Origin of the sequence: Bacillus sp. R86525 (genome assembly GCF_042466195.1) — a bacterium.
GTDB classification, from domain to species: domain Bacteria; phylum Bacillota; class Bacilli; order Bacillales; family Bacillaceae_G; genus Bacillus_A; species Bacillus_A nitratireducens.
The window spans coordinates 1,314,378-1,333,655 of sequence record NZ_JAXHPX010000007.1 but is presented as its reverse complement, the minus strand read 5'-3'; the positions used below and the strand labels follow the sequence as shown (position 1 = coordinate 1,333,655).

Genomic DNA, 19,278 nt, shown 5'->3' with positions numbered 1-19,278 from the left:
TAAATAAAAAAGCGGTACGTCCACTTATTCGTGAACGTACCGCTTTTTCTCTTCCTTATAGTTCTTCGCAATTGTCTTCGAAGTAAGATTGTAGTTTTGCAATTACTTGCATTGGTTCATGACCTTCAATTTCATGACGTTCTACCATCGTTACAATTTTTCCATCTTTCAATAAAGCAAATGATGGAGATGAAGGTGGATACCCTTCAAAATATTCACGAGCTCTTGCTGTTGCTTCTTTATCTTGCCCCGCAAATACCGTTACAAGGTGGTTAGGACGTTTATCATAATGTACGGAATGTGCAGCAGCAGGGCGAGCAATGCCACCTGCACAGCCACATACAGAGTTTACCATTACAAGTGTTGTACCATTTCTTTTAAATGCTTCTTCAACTGCTTCTGGTGTCGTCAATTCTGTATATCCCGCAGAGACGATCTCCTCACGCGCTTGACGAACAACATCATTCATAAAAAAGTTAAAGTTAATCAATCTTTTCCCTCCTCTAATTCTACCTATTTGTATCTTACCAGTTAATGTTTAGAGAATACAAGTAAGTTTACTTGTATTTCAGCATAGAAAAGGTGTTAGAGCCCTGCTCTAACACCTTTTCTTTAATGACCACGATGTTTTTGCTTTGCTTTTTGTACTTTTATAAAACGTTTTCTCTGCTTTTCAGCTTCCCGTTTCTCCTTAGACTGCACTTTCTTTTCTTGTTTATGCAGTTCATAAGATAAACTAATTGCTTCTTGCGCCTTTGTAAAACGTTTTACATTTACTTCTTTTGCCGCTTGTCGTATGATACGCTTTATATTTTTTGGACGCTGTTTTTCTTTAACTTCCACACCGCATTTTGCAAAGTGCTGGAAATATGCTAACATCGGACCATTCACAAATATAAGTACTTCCTCGTCTGAAGGTTCCATCCCAAAAATATACCTTGCTCCATACAATTTCTCTTTTTCTTTATGCGTAATAATTCCTACAAAAAATTGACCATCGTGATATACTGTCAAATCCATTGACAGCCCCTCCTTTTAAAAAATTAGGAATACAGGACATCCCGGAGGGGGAAGGTTACTGACATGAAATCATGTGTCTGGACTACCAACCAGAGCTGTGTTTTTGTATTTCTTTCACTATTATTATATATTTTTTTCCATAATCTTCATATATTCAGCAATCATTTTTTTATGTGATCCTACAATATAGTCAGGTAGTTCTGTTACTTGAAAGAATTTAAGCTGAACCGCTTCTTCTTTATTCATAACAAAATCCCCTTCGTATTCATCCGTATAATAGGCTGTCGTTACAGATTGAAATTCATCACCGTTTGCTAATTTTGTAAAGTAGTTCGCTCCAGAAAACACATTGATTAATCGTAAGTTCTTCACTTCTATCCCTGTCTCTTCATATACTTCGCGGTAAGCTGTTTCTTCTGGTGATTCACTAAGTTCCATGAGCCCGCCAGGCAGCCCCCATTTTCCGTACGGCTCTGTTCGTTGCTGTAATAATACATATCCATTTTCATTTATAACGAGTACAACAGCACCAACTAAAATTAAAGGGCGATGACCAACTACTTTTCTTAATTCCTCTACATATCCCATGGAAACACCTCCCATTTTTTCATTGTCCACACTATTGTATCATATGTATGAAACGACAAAATGCGTATGTTTTTCATTTTTTTAACAAAACATTTATTTTATGCGCTTCATCTACTGTAGCTAACATAATGGATTCTATTTCTGCACTCTTCTCTAAACACTCTTTCGCCCACTCTTCTGTTTTTCCTACTAAAGCTAGAACATCTTGCTGAATCCTCCCATCCTTTACTAATACAAAGGAAACTGGAGATCTTCTTCCCGCCACTTTCAGATCAAGCCGCGAAACTGCTTCATATTCTGGATACTGAAATATAGAAACAACACCATTCGCTTCCCACAATGCTAATTTAATCGTTTGAATATCGCTCACATTTCGCATACGAATTTCCGAAAATAAATATTCCACCGTAATTCTCGCTTTTTTCAAATTGCTAAAATCAATGGAACCATTGTGTATAAGAATAATAGGTGCTGGCTCTAAAAAGCGTCTCCATCTATCCCATTTCAACATTAAGACTGAGCTTATAATGTGAAGTACAACGAGTATGAACGTTGTAATCATCGAGCCGAGTAACCCCACTTTTTCATCAGATAATGCGTTAGAAATATTCCCACCAAGCAATAATACTAATACGACATCTAAAAAACGAAGTTGTGCGATGGACCTTTGTCCCATCGCTTTCGCAACTAATATTAAAAATATGTACGCTATGATAGCTCGAATAACCCATTCACTATTAGATAGATGCCGTGCCCCTTCAAAAATATGCATATGCATCACTTTGCACTCCTTACCCGTCTCAAACTGCTATTCTGTCTTAGTTTGCAACGTTTAAGGGCATATATGTAAAAAAGCTAGTTCGTTTTTACACGAACTAGCTTTTTTACTTAACTGAAAACATATATTTTTTATACGTTTTCCGTACGGACAATATGAGCCCCATCATAATCATATTCGAGAATAAGGAACTTCCCCCATACGATAAGAAAGGTAATGCAATCCCTTTTACAGGCATTAATCCAACGATCATACCGATGTTTTGGAATATTTGAACTGTTAATATACCTATAGATCCAGCACATAATAATGTACCGAATAAATTATCAGCAGAATAGCCGATGATAATTGTTCGATATAGAAGTAATAGGAACAAGAATACAACTAACGCCGCTACTATAAATCCACCTTCTTCGGCAATTGTAGCGAAAATAAAGTCAGTATGCTTCTCCGGGATATAGACATTCCCTTCGCCAAATCCCTTTCCTTCCATACCTCCACTACCTACAGCTAAAATCGATTGCTGTGTTTGATAGCCTTCATTTGCATTCTCAAATGGATTTAGCCAACCTATAATACGTGATTGTTGGTGAGGTTTTAACAAAGTAACTAATTTATTAAAGAAGAAATCTGGATATTTTACAAATATAAATATTAATGTAGACAATATGGTCACCGGAATGACTGTACATAACGCAATTAATTTCTTTTGAATTCCTGACATAAATAAAATACATGCGATAGCTGCTGCATATAAGAACACCATACCTGTATCCGGTTGGCTATATACAACGGCCATAGGCGGGAGGGATACTAGCATAATTTTACCTACTAATTTTAAATCCGTTTGGAATGTCCTTGCCATATACTGTGCATTATGCTTCACTGCTATACTTGCTACTACAAGAAGCAATGCGATTTTGAAAAACTCGGATGGCTGAATTTGTCCAAGTACTGGAAAAACGAACCACCTTTTTGCCCCTAACTTTTCAGGTGTGAAACCTGATGGTGGTAATACTTTCAAAAGAATAAGTGAAGCAAACCCAGCAATATAAAGCGGCCAAGACAATTTTTGCAACTGATCTAAGTCGATGCTAGCAACAAGAAGTAACAATACAACCCCAATTATGTAGTTAACTCCCTGCTTCATAGCAAAGTTTGCATCTCCATACTGTCCGGTTTGCTGACTGCTATATATAGCAGTTATACTTATAACACAAAATGCACACAAAATTAAAATTAATTTTACATCTAAACTTTTTAGAAACTCGGTACTTCTTTTCATGACATCCTCCTGAAACATTGTTACAGCAAAATAAAAAACCAGGAGTCAACATTCTTCATGTTTTGACGACTGATTACACATTATCTATAAAACACTTATATAGAATAACTCTCTTTTTCATACAATACAATATATTATACTACAGTTTCATCAGTAAGATTTGCCAAAAAAATTATTCTTTTCTTATTTTATATCTATATACCATATATCAGCAATGTATTTTCGTAAATTCCTAATACATAATCGTTCATTGTAAGATTACTGGGAAAAGTTTTGTACATATAGTAGGATGCAGATGAAGAAATAAGATGATAAAAAGCTCGCATAAGCGAGCTTTTTATTAATATACAGATGTATTGTTTTCTGACGTATTTTCTAAAATTTCTTTTACACGTCCTAAGAACTTACCACAAATTAAGCCATCTAGTACACGGTGATCAAGTGATAAACATAAGTTAACCATGTCGCGAGCACCGAACATACCATTATCCATAATTACTGGGCGTTTTACAATTGATTCAACTTGTAAAATAGCCGCTTGTGGGTAATTAATAATACCCATAGATTGAACAGAACCGAATGATCCTGTGTTATTAATTGTAAATGTTCCGCCTTGCATTTCGTCCGCTTTTAACGATTTCGTACGTACTTTTCCTGCAAGCTCTGTAATTTCACGAGCGATACCTTTAATCGTCTTCTCGTCCGCGTGTTTAATTACTGGTACAAATAGTTCGTCCTCTGTTGCAACAGCGATAGAAAGGTTAATATCTTTCTTCTGAACGATCTTATCGCCAGCCCACATTGAATTGATTTGAGGATATTCTTTTAACGCTTGTGCTACTGCTTTTACGAAGAAAGCAAAGAACGTTAAGTTAAAACCTTCGCGCTTTTTGAAATCGCCTTTAATTGTATTACGGTATGACACAAGGTTTGTCACATCTACTTCAATCATCATCCAAGCGTGTGGCGCCTCATGTTTACTACGTAACATATTCGCTGCAATTGCTTTACGCACACCTGTTACTGGAATTTCGATATCTCCAGGCATTGTCGGTACAGAAACTGGTTTCGAAGCTTCTACTTTCTGCGCTACCGGTGCTACTGCCGCTGATTTTGGTGCTTCTGGACGTTCTGCTACTGCAACAACTTCCTCTTTTTTCGCACCAGCTTGCGGAATATTTCCAGATTCCACTAGCTTTAAAATATCTTTACGAGTAATACGGCCATTTGATCCTGTACCTTCTACTAGATCTAAATCAACGTTATGCTCACCCGCAAGTTTTAACACAGCTGGTGAAAAACGTGGTTTTCCATCAGTTGGTTGTTTTGCTTTCGGTGCTTTTTCAGGCGTAGCTACTTCTGCCTTTGGTTCTTCTTTTGTTTTTTCCTCAACAGCTGTTGCTGCTACTTCATCTGCGCCTTCTACTTGAATAACACAAACAACCTCACCTACAGCTAACGTATCACCTTCACCAGCGATTAACTCTTTCACAATACCAGTGAAAGAAGATGGTACTTCTGCATTTACTTTATCAGTCATTACTTCTGCAAGCGGATCATACTTATTTACGTGATCGCCAACATTAACGAGCCATTTACTAATTGTGCCCTCTGTAACGCTCTCCCCGAGCTGAGGCATTGTAATATTTTCTACAGCCATGTATAGTCCCCCCGATTAAAATTCCGCAAGTTCACGCATTGCTTTTTCAACTTTATCTGGATTTACCATAAAGAATTTTTCCATTGTTGGTGCATATGGCATTGCCGGAACGTCTGGGCCTGCAAGACGTGCGATTGGTGCATCTAAATCAAACAGACAATTTTCAGCAATAATTGCTGCCACTTCACTCATAATGCTTCCTTCTTTATTGTCTTCTGTTACAAGAAGAACTTTACCTGTTTTAGAAGCAGCTTCAATGATTGCTTCTTTATCTAATGGATACACAGTACGTAAATCAAGAATGTGTGCAGAGATGCCATCTTGTGCTAATTTCTCAGCTGCTTGAAGAGCAAAGTGAACACATAATCCGTAAGTGATAACAGTAATATCATCACCTTCACGTTTTACATCTGCTTTTCCGATTGGTAATACGTAGTCATCTTCTGGCACTTCACCTTTAATTAAGCGATATGCACGTTTATGCTCAAAGAATAATACTGGATCTTCATCACGAATTGCTGCTTTTAATAAGCCTTTTGCATCATATGGTGTAGAAGGGATAACAATTTTTAAACCTGGTTGGTTTGCAAACATCGCTTCTACAGATTGTGAATGATACAATGCACCGTGAACACCCCCGCCGAATGGCGCACGAATTGTAACTGGACAAGTCCAATCGTTGTTAGAACGATAACGAATTTTTGCTGCCTCAGAAACAATTTGGTTTACTGCTGGCATGATGAAATCAGCAAACTGCATTTCAGCGATTGGACGCATACCATACATTGCCGCACCAATTGCTACCCCAGCAATTGCAGATTCTGCAAGCGGTGCATCAAGCGCACGATCTTCACCAAATTGATCATATAATCCGTGTGTCGCTTTAAATACGCCACCTTTTTTACCAACATCTTCTCCTAAAACGAATACTTTCTCATCGCGTTCCATTTCTTCGCGCATTGCTAATGTAATAGCATCAATATAAGACATTACAGCCATGAAACGTTCCCCCCTATTCTGCGTATACGTGCTTCAATGCATCTTCAGGTGCTGCATACGGAGCATTTTCTGCATATTCTGTTGCTTCATTTACGATATGCATAATTTCGTCTAACATTTGTTTTTCAAATTCCTCAGTTAACACGCCAGCTTCTTTTAAATAAGCCGCAAATGTTATAATTGAATCTTTTTTCTTTGCTTCTTCTACTTCTTCTTTATCACGATAAACACGATCATCATCGTCACTAGAATGTGCTGTTAAACGATATGATACTGTTTCAATTAAAGTTGGGCCTTCACCACGTCGGCCGCGGTCTGCTGCTTCTTTTACAGCTTTATATACTGCAAGCGGATCGTTTCCGTCTATTGTATATCCAGGCATACCGTAACCAATTGCACGGTCTGATACGTTTTTACATGCTAATTGTTTTTCAACCGGAATAGAGATTGCATATTTGTTATTTTCACACATGAAAATAACAGGTAGTTTGTGTACACCAGCAAAGTTTGCCCCTTCATGGAAGTCACCTTGGTTTGAAGAACCTTCTCCAAATGTAACGAACGTTACTAGATCTTTCTTCTCCATTTTTCCAGCTAGTGCAATACCAACTGCATGTGGTACTTGTGTTGTTACTGGAGATGAACCTGTCACAATACGATTTTTCTTTTGACCGAAGTGACCAGGCATTTGACGACCACCAGAGTTTGGATCTCCAGCTTTCGCGAAAGCTGATAACATAAGCTCTTTAGCTGTCATACCAAACGCTAGTACAACACCCATATCACGGTAGTATGGTAATGCATAATCTTTCTCTCTATCAAGAGCGAACGCTGCTCCAACTTGTGCAGCCTCTTGTCCTTGACAAGAAATTACGAATGGAATTTTACCTGCACGGTTTAATAACCACATACGTTCGTCGATTTTACGTGCAAGCAACATCGTACGGAACATTTCTAATACTTGCTCATCACTTAAGCCAAGCTCTTCATGGCGCTTTTCTTTTACTTCTGCCATTTTTCATAACCTCCTAAATCCACATTTTTATGCGTGTAACGCTCTTCCATCTACAGCTAATGCTGCTTCACCAATCGCCTCAGATAATGATGGATGCGGATGAATTGTATGTGCTACTTCCCAAGGTGTTGCATCAAGTACTCTTGCAAGACCAGCTTCAGAAATCATATCTGTTACATGTGGTCCAATCATATGAACACCAAGAATGTCATTTGTTTCTTCATCAACTACAAGTTTTACAAATCCATCTGATTCTCCGTATACAAGCGCCTTTCCGATTGCACGGAATGAGAACTTACCTACTTTTAACTTATAGCCTTTTTCTTTCGCTTCTTGTTCTGTTAAGCCTACAGAAGCAACTTCTGGACTGCTATATACGCATTTTGATACCATAGAATAATCAATTGGTGTAACTTCTTTACCAGCGATATGTTCTACTGCAACAATTCCTTCATGAGAAGCAACGTGGGCAAGTTGCAAGCCACCGATTACATCTCCAATTGCGTAAATATGAGATTCCTTCGTTTGATAAAACTCATTTGTTTGAATGTATCCTTTTTCCACAACAATATCTGTGTTCTCTAAGCCCATATTTTGCGTATTCGCTTGTCTTCCTACAGATACAAGCATTTTTTCTGCTTTAAATGCTTTGTTCTCACCGTTATGTTCAGCTTGAATTGTTACTCCATTATCTTTTACCAATGTTTCTGGTAATACTTTTGCACCAGTTACCACTTTAATACCTTTTTTCTTGAATAGACGTTGCATTTCTTTTGAAACGTCATTATCTTCTAGTGGTAATATGTTTTTCGCATATTCTAATACAGTAACTTCTACACCGAAGTCAGCAAGCATAGATGCCCACTCAATACCAATTACACCGCCACCAACAATAATGATTGAACTAGGAAGCGTTTCCATTTTTAAAGCATGATCTGAAGACATTACATACTCTCCGTCTAACTCTAATCCTGGTAATGAATTTGGACGAGAACCTGTTGCAACAAGTACATTTTTTGGAATTAACATTTCATTCTCTTCTCCACTTGCAAGTTCAACTGAAATTGTCCCTGGCATTGGAGAGAAAATAGATGGGCCAAGAATACGGCCAATACCTTCAAACACATCAATTTTACCTTGTTTCATTAAATGCTGAACACCTTTATGAAGCTGCGTTACAATCTTCTCTTTACGCTCTTGTACTTTAGCAAAGTTTAGTTCTACATTACTTGCAATAACTCCGAACTCTTCTCCTTTTTTAGCAGTTGCGTATACTTCCGCACTACGTAAAAGAGCTTTACTAGGAATACATCCTTTGTGCAAACAAGTACCACCAAGATTTTCTTTTTCAACAAGTGCTGTTTTTAATCCTAGTTGTGACGCGCGAATAGCAGCAACATATCCACCTGTACCGCCGCCAACGATGACTAAATCATATTCTCTTGCCATTATCTCAACCCCTAGCTACTGTTTGTTTTTCTCTTACAACATACTCTTTCGGCGCTTCTTCTTCACGTAATACACGAAGTGCTCCTTCTGCTAATGCTTGTAACTCATCTTCTCCTGGATGTACAATAACATCTGCAATCCAGTCAACACGTTCTTTTATTTCATCGACAAGAATTTTACTGTATGCAAGTCCACCAGTTAATACGATTGCATCGATTTTCCCGTGAAGTACAGCACTAGCTCCGCCAATTTCTTTTGCAACTTGATATGCCATTGCTTTATAAATAAGCGTTGCTTCAGGATCACCTTTTTCAACCATTTGTTCTACTTTAATTGCATCGTTTGTACCGATAAGACTTACAAGTCCACCTTGTCCAACAAGTTTTTTAACCATTTCGTCTCGGTAATACTCACCAGAGAAACACATTTCAACTAGTTGTCCTACTGGTACTGTACCAGCACGTTCTGGACTAAATGGTCCTTCTCCGTTTAAGCCATTGTTAACATCGATAACTTTTCCTTTTTTATGAGCACCAACTGTAATGCCTCCGCCCATATGTGTAACTAATAAATTTAAATCCTCATATTTGTGATTTAATTGTTCAGCCACTTTACGAGCAACTGCTTTTTGGTTTAATGCATGGAAGATACTTTTACGTTCCATACCAGCAATACCGCTAATACGAGCAATCGGCTCCATTTCATCTACAACGACAGGGTCCACAATGAATGCCGGAATGTTTAATCCAGAAGCAATTTCATAAGCCAAAATGCCTCCAAGATTTGAAGCGTGATGACCACTAAATCCATTTTTTAAATCTTCTAACATTGAACCGTTTACTGTATACGTACCGCCTTCGATTGGGCGAAGTAATCCACCACGTCCACAAACAGCGTTCAATTTTGAAATGTTAATACCGTGAGAATGTAGAACTTCTAAAATCGTTTCTTTACGAAACTCATATTGATCGATAATTCGTTTATATTTTCCAATTTGTTCTTCGTCATGACGAATAGTTTCTTCTAAAACGGGTCTTTCATTATCAAAAACACCAATTTTTGTGGATGTACTACCCGGATTAATAACAAGAATTCGATTTAAGGACAATGTTGCTACCTCCACTAATAAATTCAAAAGGAAGTGGAAACCTCATAAGAGGTAACCACACCTTTTGTAAAAGTTATATATGAATGATTAGCGACGGCTAATAATGTCGTGACCGTTGCGTAAGTATGTGCTACGAGTGTTTTTCAAGCTTGCAATGCGCTCTTCAGCTAGACGATCTGCTGCTACATAAGTTGCTATGCCATCGCGTTTTGAAATTTCGATTACTTTTGCAATTGTGTCATAGATAGACTCAACACGTTTTAGTGCACGTTCTCTATTGTATCCATATAATTCGTCTGCTACGTTAATTACGCCACCTGCATTAATAACATAGTCTGGTGCGTATACAATACCCATTTCATGAATGAGGTCGCCGTGACGATTTTCTTTTAATTGGTTATTTGCAGAACCTGCGATTACTTTTGCTTTAAGTTGTGGAATAGTTTCATCGTTAACTGTTGCACCTAATGCACATGGTGCGTAAATATCACATTCAACACCATAAATTTCATTTGGCTCAACTGCTGATGCACCGAACTCTTCTACTGCACGTTGTACAGCTTCTTTATTAATATCTGTTACGATTAATTTTGCTCCTTCAGCGTGTAAATGTTTGCATAGGTGATATGCTACGTTACCAACACCTTGAACGGCAATTACTTTTCCTTCTAGGTTATCTGTACCGAACGCTTCTTTTGCAGCTGCCTTCATACCACGATAAACACCGTATGCAGTTACTGGAGATGGGTTACCAGAAGAACCGAATGAAGGTGAAATACCTGTTACAAAGTCAGTTTCTTCATGGATAATATCCATATCATCTACTGTTGTACCAACATCTTCAGCTGTAATGTAACGTCCGTTTAGTCCTTGAATGTAGCGTCCTAATGCACGGAACATCGCTTCGCTTTTATCTTTACGTGGATCACCGATAATTACTGTTTTTGCACCACCTAAGTTTAAACCAGCTGCTGCATTTTTGTATGTCATCCCTTTTGCAAGACGCAATGCATCTTCAATCGCCGCTTCTTCAGAATCATATGTCCACATTCTTGTTCCACCAAGAGCTGGTCCAAGTGTTGTATCATGGATTGCGATGATTGCTTTTAAACCAGATTCTTTATCTTGACAAAATACCACTTGCTCATAATCATATTTTTCTAAGTATTCGAAGATTTCTAATGTCATTGTCGTTTCCCCCTAATTGTTTTACCCTATTTGGTTTATTTTGAAGCAGTCGCAACTGCCAATGCTAATGAATATACTTTTGTTTCTGCTGAATCAGCACGTGATGTTAAAACAATCGGTGCTTTAGCGCCTGCAATCATCGCTCCTACCTTTGCATTTGCAAAATAGACGAGTGATTTATATAGCACATTTCCAGCTTCAATCGTTGGGACGAGTAAAATGTCTGCCTTACCTGCTACATCACTTACTATGCCTTTATGTTCTGCTGCAATTTGTGATACTGCATTATCTAAAGCAAGTGGTCCATCAACGACACAATTTTTAATTTGTCCGCGGCGATTCATTTGAGTTAACATCGCTGCATCAATTGTCGCTTGCATCGCAGGATTAACAACCTCTACCGCTGCAATTGGCGCTACCTTCGGCAAATCTATTCCTATTGCCCGGGCAACTTCTACAGTATTTTGTATAATAGCAGCTTTTTGTGTTACATCAGGTGCAATGTTCATCGCTGCATCTGTAACAAAAATAAGACGATCGTAATTTGGAACTTCAAACGCCGCAACGTGTGAAAGTACGCTGCCCTTACGAAGTCCCCACTCTTTATTTAATACGGCTTTCAAAATATTTGCAGTTGGGATGTTCCCCTTCATAAGCACATCTGCTTCGCCATTTCTTACAGCTTTAACAGAAAGTTCTGCAGCCTCAGCACTTGACGTTGCTGCAATCACTTCAATATGTTCTGAAGTTTGTAATCCATGCTCTTGTAGCATCCCTATTATTTTCTCTTGATTTCCATATAGACGAAATTGAGCTAGCTGTAGTTGAGTTGCCTTCTCTACAGCTTCAATTACTTCATGATCTTCAGCTACTGCTACAGCCACAGTTTTTTTAGGCTGTCCTGCCGCTTGATCAATTAAATGTTCTAACTTCATATTTTGTAATCAACCCTTTCCGTCGTCCCTCGTCTATTCATTAAGCAAATACCGTGCCAACTTTTAAAAGTGGTCTTACCAATAATGAAAACGCATTCAAAACGCAGTAAAATCAATACTTTGGAAAACAACGCAATATTCTGTCTTGTTTTGTCGCTTTTTGTATACCATGCAACAAATTGCACGGTACGCAATTTATTGCATGCTATTTTTTGCACAGTCGTACTTTTCTAGCTTGTAATATAAGTTTCGAACTGAAATTCCTAACGCTTTTGCAGTCTTCGTTTTGTTCCCATCAAATTTATCTAAATATTCACGGATAATATTCCCCTCAAATTCTGCCACTAGGTCCTCAAGGGCCTTCTCTTCTAATTCAGGTAATAAATTATTTCGTTTCGTCTCTACTTGTTCTTCTTTATGTAAAGGCGGTAAATGATGTACGTCAATATATATCTCGTTATAATTCATAAAAATAATAGCTCGCCCTAAAATATTTTCAAGTTCCCTAACATTTCCTGGCCATTCATATGATTGTAAATACGAAATGGCTGAATCAGTGAGTCCTTCTACATTACGACCATAATCTTGATTAATTTTTTGAATCAATCTGTCTGCAATTGCCGGTATATCTCCTTTTCGCTGACGAAGAGACGGAATTTGAATCGGAATTTTATTTAATCGATAATATAAATCCTCTCTAAACTCTCCTTGTAGAATGCCCTTTTCTAAATTCACATGTGTTGCTGCAATTACCCGGACATTTATAGGTATCGCTTTCGTTCCACCAACTTTTACAATCTCTTTTTCTTGCAACACGCGAAGGAGTTTCGCTTGTGTATTTGCAGATAGTTCCCCTATTTCATCTAAAAAGATACTGCCGTTATTCGCTTCCTCAAAGAATCCACGTTTTCCGCCTCTTTTCGCTCCAGAAAACGCACCTTCCTCATAACCGAATAATTCACTTTCTAATAACGTCTCGGAAATAGCAGCACAGTTTACTCGGACGAACTTATTGTATTTTCGATTACTACCATTATGAATAGCGTGTGCAAACAACTCTTTCCCTGTACCCGATTCCCCTCTAAGTAATACCGTTGCTGGCGTATTCGCTCCAAGTTTTGCTTGTTCAATAGCTGCCGTCGTTTCATCTGAATCGCCAACAATATCATCAAATGAATATTTCGCTTCTAACGTTCGAATAATTTGCCTTGCCCTATTCAACTCATTTGTTAACTTTTGAATTTCTGACACGTCGCGAATTACCCCGACGCTTCCTTTCAATATTCCATCAACAATAACCGGCGCTACGTTTACAATTACATCTCGCTTTTTTTGCCCAATCTTCATATGTATCCCTCGTACTGCTCGGCGCGTCCGAAGTACTTTCATATGCATACTTTCACCTTCTACAATATCAGTTGTAGCTGGCTGCCCAAGAATATCTTCTTCCGTCAAACCCGTTAACTTCGTATAAGCAGGGTTTATAACTAGTCCTCTTCCTTTCTCATCAACAACCGAAATTGCTTCCTCAGATGAGTTAATAATCGCCTCAAGTAGCGTTTGAATTTCTTTTAAGTCTGTAACTTCTTCCGCTAAATCTACAACTTCTGTAATGTCTTTAAAAATCGCAAATGCCCCTTGAACCTCTCCACCTTCTTTTAATATCGGAATACGCGTTGTAATAATCTTTTTTTCATTCTCTAACGTCAGTTCATGATTCACTTCTATTTTTTTCGTGCGTATAATACGAAGCAACTTACTCGTTGGAATAACTTCTAAAATATATTTTCCTATCGCCTCTTCTTTCTTATATCCGATAATACGCTCTGCACTTTTATTAAACAGACGAACTTGTCCCTCTTGGTCTATAACAATCATACCGTCATGCGTTGAATTTAAAATTAAATTCCCTTGTTGCGTTTGTTCCTCTAGCTGTCCGATCAAGCCTTCCTTCTCATGCGCTAATCTCGTAACAATTTTCGCAATATCCCCTGGTATAAGAAGAGTATCTTTATGCTTACTTCCCAATAAAACTTTATGTAAATCATAATCACCTGTCATATCAAACATTACATCAATATGCATAGAAAGAAACGGAGTTACACTATCACCAATCGGAACCCCATATTCCTTTGCGATTTGTAATCCTTTCGCAATTGGATTAATATCAATAACCCCTATAATTTGAAATATATTCGAATTTTGCAACAGACTCAGCAGTATACTCCCACCTTCACCTGCTCCAACAATTAACACTTTTTGTTTCATACATTACACTTCCTCTCGAAGTATCTCTGCAAAATTTTTCACATTCTTATCTTACTCGTTCAGCAACCTCTTGACAAACCCCCATTCCATATAACATCATTAAAATACACAAAATAATCTGAAAAGGAGCGTTATGTATGCAGCGTTATCTCGCTCTATTATTAGCACTCATCCCCATTTCATTAGCCGTGCTTGGTATTAAACTAATGAGAGATACTGTATTCGGGATTTTGTTCTCCCCAATCCCTATATTATGGTTACAATTTTTAATCGGCGCTCTTTGCTTCGCACTCGGGTTTTATATCTTCGGCGGCTTCGTCTTACACAGAGATCGTAAGAGAAATAAAGTACAAGCACGCTTCAGAAGATAAAATAATGTTTTCACATATCATAAATAAAAAAATGAGACCATTATATTAGGTCTCATTTTTTTATCGGTAATAAAGTTCTTGCTGTTTCAGGATAATCAGTAATAATCGCTGATATATTCATATCAAAATATTTACGCATAAGCGCTTCTTCATTTATCGTGTAAGGGCGAACCTCCACACCACTTTCCATCGTTAATTCAGCGATAGCATCTTGAAGATAACGATAATTCGGATGTACTGCAGTAGCACCCATCTTTTTCGCATATGCCCACGGGCTATGCAAACCTTCACGATACAAAATAGCTGTTTGAATATCAGGAGCCATCATATGACATCGCTTCATACTGTAGTGATTAAAAGAAGAAAACACAATCCGATCCTCTAGACTAAACTTACGTACAAGTGTTATAACCTCTTCTTCTAAACCTCTGTATGGGATTTTATTATTTTTCAGTTCAATATTGAGTATCAATTTCGTTTTTGCGAGCCATTCTAATACCTCTTCTAGAAGAGGTATTTTGCAAAAACCTACTTTATCACCGAATTTATAACTCGCATCCAACTTACATAAATCCTCATATAAATAATTTCGAACCGCACCTTTTCCATTTGTTGTCCGATCCACCGTTTCATCATGAATGACGACAACTTTTCCGTCTTTCGTGAATTGAACATCGAGTTCAATTCCATCTGCTCCGAAAGCCTCCGCCGCTTCAAATGAAATCATTGTATTTTCCGGATATGTTCCCGCTGCACCACGATGTGCAAATATAAGAGTCATCCTCACTCCCCCAATCTTATGCTATACTATACGAAAAAGGAGGTACTTCTATGAGACCATTACAAATTTCTCCAGACACTGCAGTCCGCCTATCAAAAGCGTTAGGTGTTCCACTTGAACAACTTATGCATATGCCACAGCATATTTTAATCCAAAAGTTAGTTGAATTAGAAAAACAAAATAAAGACGAAGAATAATATAGTCCTGTTTTGCAGGGCTTTTTATTATCATCTATTATATCACGGATAACTTACCCACTAAAATTATGAATGTGGGAAACAACAAAATAAAAAGCCTCTATAGAGAAGCTTTTTTCTACAAATCGTAAATTTTAAGTTCCACTAACCTATTGAAGGTCTCCAGATTTATGTAATTCACCTGTTACTCCATCTCCCAAATTATTTAAGTAAAAAATTTGCTCTTCTAGCGTATTCATAACTCCTGTGGCTTTTCCGATATTACCACCTTGCAGCTTCCCAAAGTAGTTATGATCGTCCACAACTTTACTAAAGTCTTTGTTTATCCATCTTTCAGCATTCTCTTTAGACATCGGGATTGCTCCCCATTTTTGCTCAACTTTATCAAATAAAAAAGACACCCGTTATGGTGTCCTTAATTTAACATCGTCTTTGATTTTGCACGCTGCCCGTTATCTGCGTATTTCAAGTATGATTCTAGTAAACCATCCGTAACCCTTTCAGGCGACTTTTTAACAAGTTCTATTAGTCTTTTATATGCGTCACACACTTCCATAGCAACCATGTGTACCTCTTCAGCGGTCATGCCTACCTTTTCCGCTTCTTTTATAATGTCGTCCAATTGAAAAGAAGGGTCTATGTCATTCATTGCAATTAACATTTCAAATAATACGTCCCTGTCCAGTTCTTCACTATCCATAGGGTCAGTAGAAAAATTAAATGCGTCCGCTATCCGTTCCTGAATAAATGTAACGATTAGTATATTTCCCATAAGTCAGCCCCCTTATTATTACCGATTATAGCACAAACAAAAATCGGTAAGCTGTCCTTACTCCAATCCAAATTGCGCCTTATTTTTAGTACCCCATTTCATTTCATTTTATTTTGTATGCTACATATAAGCAGTACCAATTATCAAATTCTTTCTTTATGTACGCTGAAAACAACTTAAGTGTTTGTTCTTAACTTTTCAAAGTCTTGACCGAAAGATTCTTCGACATGCAATACAACATAAAATTTTCGATTTAAAATTCGAAATCAGACAAAAAACACCGCCCTCTCGATAGTTTTAGTAACTACCAAAAGAACGGTGTTTATCACCCAAATGACCGTGTTATTTATCAGTCAAAGATATTTATTGCTCAACGTTCTCTAACGTTAAATTCGCGTCAGATACTGTTATATCAACATTTAAGAAGCCTTATGTTCAAGTCTTAGCTTATCCGCAACCATTGCGATGAACTCAGAATTCGTAGGTTTTGCTTTTGACATAGATACTGTATAACCAAATAAGGACGAAATAGAATCAATATTCCCACGGCTCCAAGCCACTTCAATTGCGTGACGGATTGCGCGCTCGACACGACTTGCTGTTGTATTATATTTCTTTGCGATATCTGGATATAATACTTTCGTAATAGATCCTAGTAATTCGATATCATTGTACACCATAGAGATTGCTTCTCGTAAGTACATGTACCCTTTAATATGAGCAGGTACACCAATTTCATGAATGATACTTGTAATACTCGCATCTAAGTTTTTCGGTTTTCCATCGATCGTTGTTGCTGATCGGAAAGATGGTAATGGACGTTTAATGGTAGCATTTGCCTTACCACTCACTTGACGAATATGACTCGTTAAATTCTCCATATCAAATGGTTTTAATATGAAATATGATGCACCTAAATCAACCGCTTTTTTCGTCACATCTTCTTGTCCAAATGCTGTCAACATAATAACACTAGGTTGTCTTAACCTTTCAATATGTCGCATTTTCTCTAGCACAGCTAGACCATCTAAATGTGGCATAATAATGTCTAAAACGAGTACATCAGGCTGCTTGTCTGTCAATAAGTTTAAACATTCTTGACCATTGTAAGCAGTTCCGATTACTTCCATATCATCCTGAGCAGCAACATAGCTCTCTAGCATTGATACCAATTCTTTATTATCATCCACAAGACATACTTTAATTTTCTCCACAGTTTTTCCTCCCTTACCGAATCGATTCTTCCGACATGTGTAAGCTTCTAGGCTACATGAATTGTTCGACAATTGTGTGAAAATTCCCTTTTAAAGTTTCTTACTTTCCGATAAAAACACAAAAAAATATATTTATCGCCCATTTACTTTCTTTCGCAACACATTCCATCATAGAATTACAACGAAACGTTCAACCCTTTTCTTATATTTTACAACAAAAAACAGCTCTTGCGGAGCTTTTACAAAATTTCAACGAATTTTTCAATAGAAAAGCGAGCTAATATGCATTAGCTCGCTTTTTTCTCTTGATCATAAATATTAATTCCAGCCTCATGTAACATCCATTCAATATGAACACCGTATCCTGACGTTGGATCATTTACAAATACATGTGTAACAGCACCAATTACTTTCCCATTTTGTACAATCGGACTTCCACTCATCCCTTGTACAATGCCACCCGTTTTTGCTAGTAAACGTTTGTCTGTCACCTTTATAACCATACCTTTTGTAGCTGGGAACTTTTGTGGTACCGTACTAACAACTTCAATATCAAACGCTTCAACTTTATCTTGATCAATAACTGTTAATATTTTCGCTGGCCCTTCTTTTACTTGATGGGATAATGCGATAGGCATTGCTTTATCCATTATGCCGTTTGTCATATTTGTATTTAATTTCCCGAAAATACCATACGGGCTATTTACTGTAATATTACCAATCACTTCACGATCCGGTGAAAATCTTGCTAATTTTTCTCCTGGATTCCCGTGACTTCCTCTTTCAATAGAGGTTACGGTCGAGCGCATAATTTGTCCATCTTCTACTTGAATTGGCTTTTTTGTATCATTATCAGAAATGACATGACCAAGTGCCCCGTATTTCATGGAATCCGGATGAACAAATGTCATTGTTCCAATTCCAGCTGCCGAGTCACGAATATATAAACCAATACGATAAGACGATTCCCCACTGTCTTTTTGTGGTGTTAACTTAGTGCGAATGTATTTTCCATCTCTTAGCAAAACAAGATTAAGCGGTTCACCTGTTTCTCCACTATTATGAATAAATGGTGCTACATCACTCATTCTTTCAATTGTTTTCCCATTAATTGCAGTAATCATATCCCCAATCTGTACACCAGCTGTTTCACCAGGAGATACTTTACCCTTTTCAGTTTGAATTAAATGATGGCCTACAACAAGTACACCTTTTGTGTTCAATTTCACACCAATCGATTGTCCACCGGGGATAACTTTAAAATCTTTTAATACTTTTACATTTACTTTTTTCACTGGAAAACCAGCGATTTGAAACACCATATCAGCTTCACCATTTTGGTGAGAATTCACCATAAGCTCTTGTTCATTTGAACTTACTGTAAATACATTACGATTTGTAGATGAAGCCTTAAAAACTGGTAATGATGCTATTTCTGATTGTTGTCCTTCAAAAACAACAAGTTGCTTTGGGGATGAAATAAACGTTCGAAGCGGTTTAAAACATCCAATAAAAACTAAAGAAACAAGGAGACAAAGACCTATTATTTTTCGAAATCTTTCTAATTTCAATTTGTTCACTCTCCTCGCTCCTACCCCACATTCAGCCTCTTGGCTTCACTTTTTAATCTCTCCTTGCAGTGCTTTATTT

At 37.5% G+C, this 19,278-nt stretch carries 19 protein-coding genes and 1 pseudogene; 2 read left to right on the top strand and 18 right to left on the bottom strand.

Features of this window, described 5'->3' with window-relative positions; translation table 11 throughout:
* Window positions 1-55 precede the first annotated feature (55 nt).
* The 13 genes from SJY24_RS09480 to SJY24_RS09420 form a co-directional block, all read right to left on the bottom strand.
* Window positions 56-469, bottom strand: coding sequence for a BrxA/BrxB family bacilliredoxin (locus tag SJY24_RS09480; RefSeq protein ID WP_002015097.1), 414 nt, complete (start codon window positions 467-469; stop codon window positions 56-58).
* 143 nt (window positions 470-612) lie between these two features.
* Window positions 613-1,020 (bottom strand): YjdF family protein, encoded by a 408-nt coding sequence (locus SJY24_RS09475; RefSeq protein WP_377864481.1) that lies wholly within the window; start codon window positions 1,018-1,020, stop codon window positions 613-615.
* 123 nt (window positions 1,021-1,143) lie between these two features.
* The gene (locus SJY24_RS09470) at window positions 1,144-1,608 is read right to left on the bottom strand and encodes an NUDIX hydrolase (protein ID WP_377864480.1); all 465 of its coding nucleotides are present in this window, start codon (window positions 1,606-1,608) and stop codon (window positions 1,144-1,146) included.
* Window positions 1,609-1,681: 73 nt separating this feature from the next.
* A complete protein-coding gene (locus SJY24_RS09465) occupies window positions 1,682-2,386 on the bottom strand; it encodes a DUF421 domain-containing protein (protein ID WP_002067069.1) in 705 nt (234 codons plus the stop codon).
* A gap of 106 nt (window positions 2,387-2,492) precedes the next feature.
* Window positions 2,493-3,671 carry an FtsW/RodA/SpoVE family cell cycle protein gene (locus SJY24_RS09460; protein ID WP_000831174.1) on the bottom strand — a complete coding sequence of 393 codons (1,179 nt, stop codon included), beginning with the start codon at window positions 3,669-3,671 and terminating at the stop codon, window positions 2,493-2,495.
* Window positions 3,672-4,011: 340 nt separating this feature from the next.
* Entirely contained in the window at window positions 4,012-5,331 is a 1,320-nt protein-coding gene (locus SJY24_RS09455; protein ID WP_377864479.1) for a dihydrolipoamide acetyltransferase family protein, read from the bottom strand.
* A 15-nt stretch (window positions 5,332-5,346) separates the two neighbouring features.
* Complete coding sequence (gene bfmBAB, locus SJY24_RS09450) at window positions 5,347-6,330, bottom strand: 3-methyl-2-oxobutanoate dehydrogenase subunit beta (protein ID WP_000290071.1); 984 nt, start codon at window positions 6,328-6,330, stop codon at window positions 5,347-5,349.
* A gap of 13 nt (window positions 6,331-6,343) precedes the next feature.
* Window positions 6,344-7,345, bottom strand: coding sequence for a 3-methyl-2-oxobutanoate dehydrogenase subunit alpha (bfmBAA, locus tag SJY24_RS09445; RefSeq protein WP_000852549.1), 1,002 nt, complete (start codon window positions 7,343-7,345; stop codon window positions 6,344-6,346).
* A gap of 27 nt (window positions 7,346-7,372) precedes the next feature.
* Window positions 7,373-8,794 carry a dihydrolipoyl dehydrogenase gene (gene lpdA, locus SJY24_RS09440; RefSeq protein WP_002033960.1) on the bottom strand — a complete coding sequence of 474 codons (1,422 nt, stop codon included), beginning with the start codon at window positions 8,792-8,794 and terminating at the stop codon, window positions 7,373-7,375.
* Window positions 8,795-8,798: 4 nt separating this feature from the next.
* The gene (buk, locus tag SJY24_RS09435; protein ID WP_377864478.1) at window positions 8,799-9,902 is read right to left on the bottom strand and encodes a butyrate kinase; all 1,104 of its coding nucleotides are present in this window, start codon (window positions 9,900-9,902) and stop codon (window positions 8,799-8,801) included.
* 87 nt (window positions 9,903-9,989) lie between these two features.
* Window positions 9,990-11,090 carry a leucine dehydrogenase gene (locus SJY24_RS09430; protein WP_377864477.1) on the bottom strand — a complete coding sequence of 367 codons (1,101 nt, stop codon included), beginning with the start codon at window positions 11,088-11,090 and terminating at the stop codon, window positions 9,990-9,992.
* A 35-nt stretch (window positions 11,091-11,125) separates the two neighbouring features.
* Window positions 11,126-12,025: a phosphate butyryltransferase gene (gene yqiS, locus SJY24_RS09425; protein ID WP_377864476.1), complete on the bottom strand. Its 900-nt coding sequence runs from the start codon at window positions 12,023-12,025 to the stop codon at window positions 11,126-11,128.
* 195 nt (window positions 12,026-12,220) lie between these two features.
* The gene (locus tag SJY24_RS09420; protein WP_377864475.1) at window positions 12,221-14,293 is read right to left on the bottom strand and encodes a sigma 54-interacting transcriptional regulator; all 2,073 of its coding nucleotides are present in this window, start codon (window positions 14,291-14,293) and stop codon (window positions 12,221-12,223) included.
* A gap of 137 nt (window positions 14,294-14,430) precedes the next feature.
* On the opposite strand from SJY24_RS09420, the gene SJY24_RS09415 reads away from it, so the two are divergent.
* The gene (locus tag SJY24_RS09415) at window positions 14,431-14,664 is read left to right on the top strand and encodes a DUF2627 domain-containing protein (RefSeq protein ID WP_001190193.1); all 234 of its coding nucleotides are present in this window, start codon (window positions 14,431-14,433) and stop codon (window positions 14,662-14,664) included.
* A gap of 52 nt (window positions 14,665-14,716) precedes the next feature.
* Here SJY24_RS09415 and SJY24_RS09410 read toward each other — a convergent pair whose 3' ends face one another.
* Window positions 14,717-15,445: a glycerophosphodiester phosphodiesterase gene (locus SJY24_RS09410; RefSeq protein ID WP_377864474.1), complete on the bottom strand. Its 729-nt coding sequence runs from the start codon at window positions 15,443-15,445 to the stop codon at window positions 14,717-14,719.
* A gap of 50 nt (window positions 15,446-15,495) precedes the next feature.
* Between SJY24_RS09410 and SJY24_RS09405 the strand changes: the two genes are divergently transcribed.
* A complete protein-coding gene (locus tag SJY24_RS09405) occupies window positions 15,496-15,642 on the top strand; it encodes a YycC family protein (protein WP_001247671.1) in 147 nt (48 codons plus the stop codon).
* Window positions 15,643-15,791: 149 nt separating this feature from the next.
* Here SJY24_RS09405 and SJY24_RS09400 read toward each other — a convergent pair.
* From SJY24_RS09400 to spoIVB, 4 genes and pseudogenes are all read right to left on the bottom strand, one after another.
* A pseudogene (locus tag SJY24_RS09400) lies at window positions 15,792-16,019 on the bottom strand (DUF6241 domain-containing protein); the annotation flags it as partial.
* 38 nt (window positions 16,020-16,057) lie between these two features.
* Window positions 16,058-16,414, bottom strand: coding sequence for a hypothetical protein (locus SJY24_RS09395; protein ID WP_377864473.1), 357 nt, complete (start codon window positions 16,412-16,414; stop codon window positions 16,058-16,060).
* A gap of 419 nt (window positions 16,415-16,833) precedes the next feature.
* The gene (spo0A, locus tag SJY24_RS09390) at window positions 16,834-17,628 is read right to left on the bottom strand and encodes a sporulation transcription factor Spo0A (protein WP_000411416.1); all 795 of its coding nucleotides are present in this window, start codon (window positions 17,626-17,628) and stop codon (window positions 16,834-16,836) included.
* 287 nt (window positions 17,629-17,915) lie between these two features.
* Window positions 17,916-19,208 (bottom strand): SpoIVB peptidase, encoded by a 1,293-nt coding sequence (gene spoIVB, locus SJY24_RS09385; protein WP_377864472.1) that lies wholly within the window; start codon window positions 19,206-19,208, stop codon window positions 17,916-17,918.
* Window positions 19,209-19,278 lie beyond the last annotated feature (70 nt).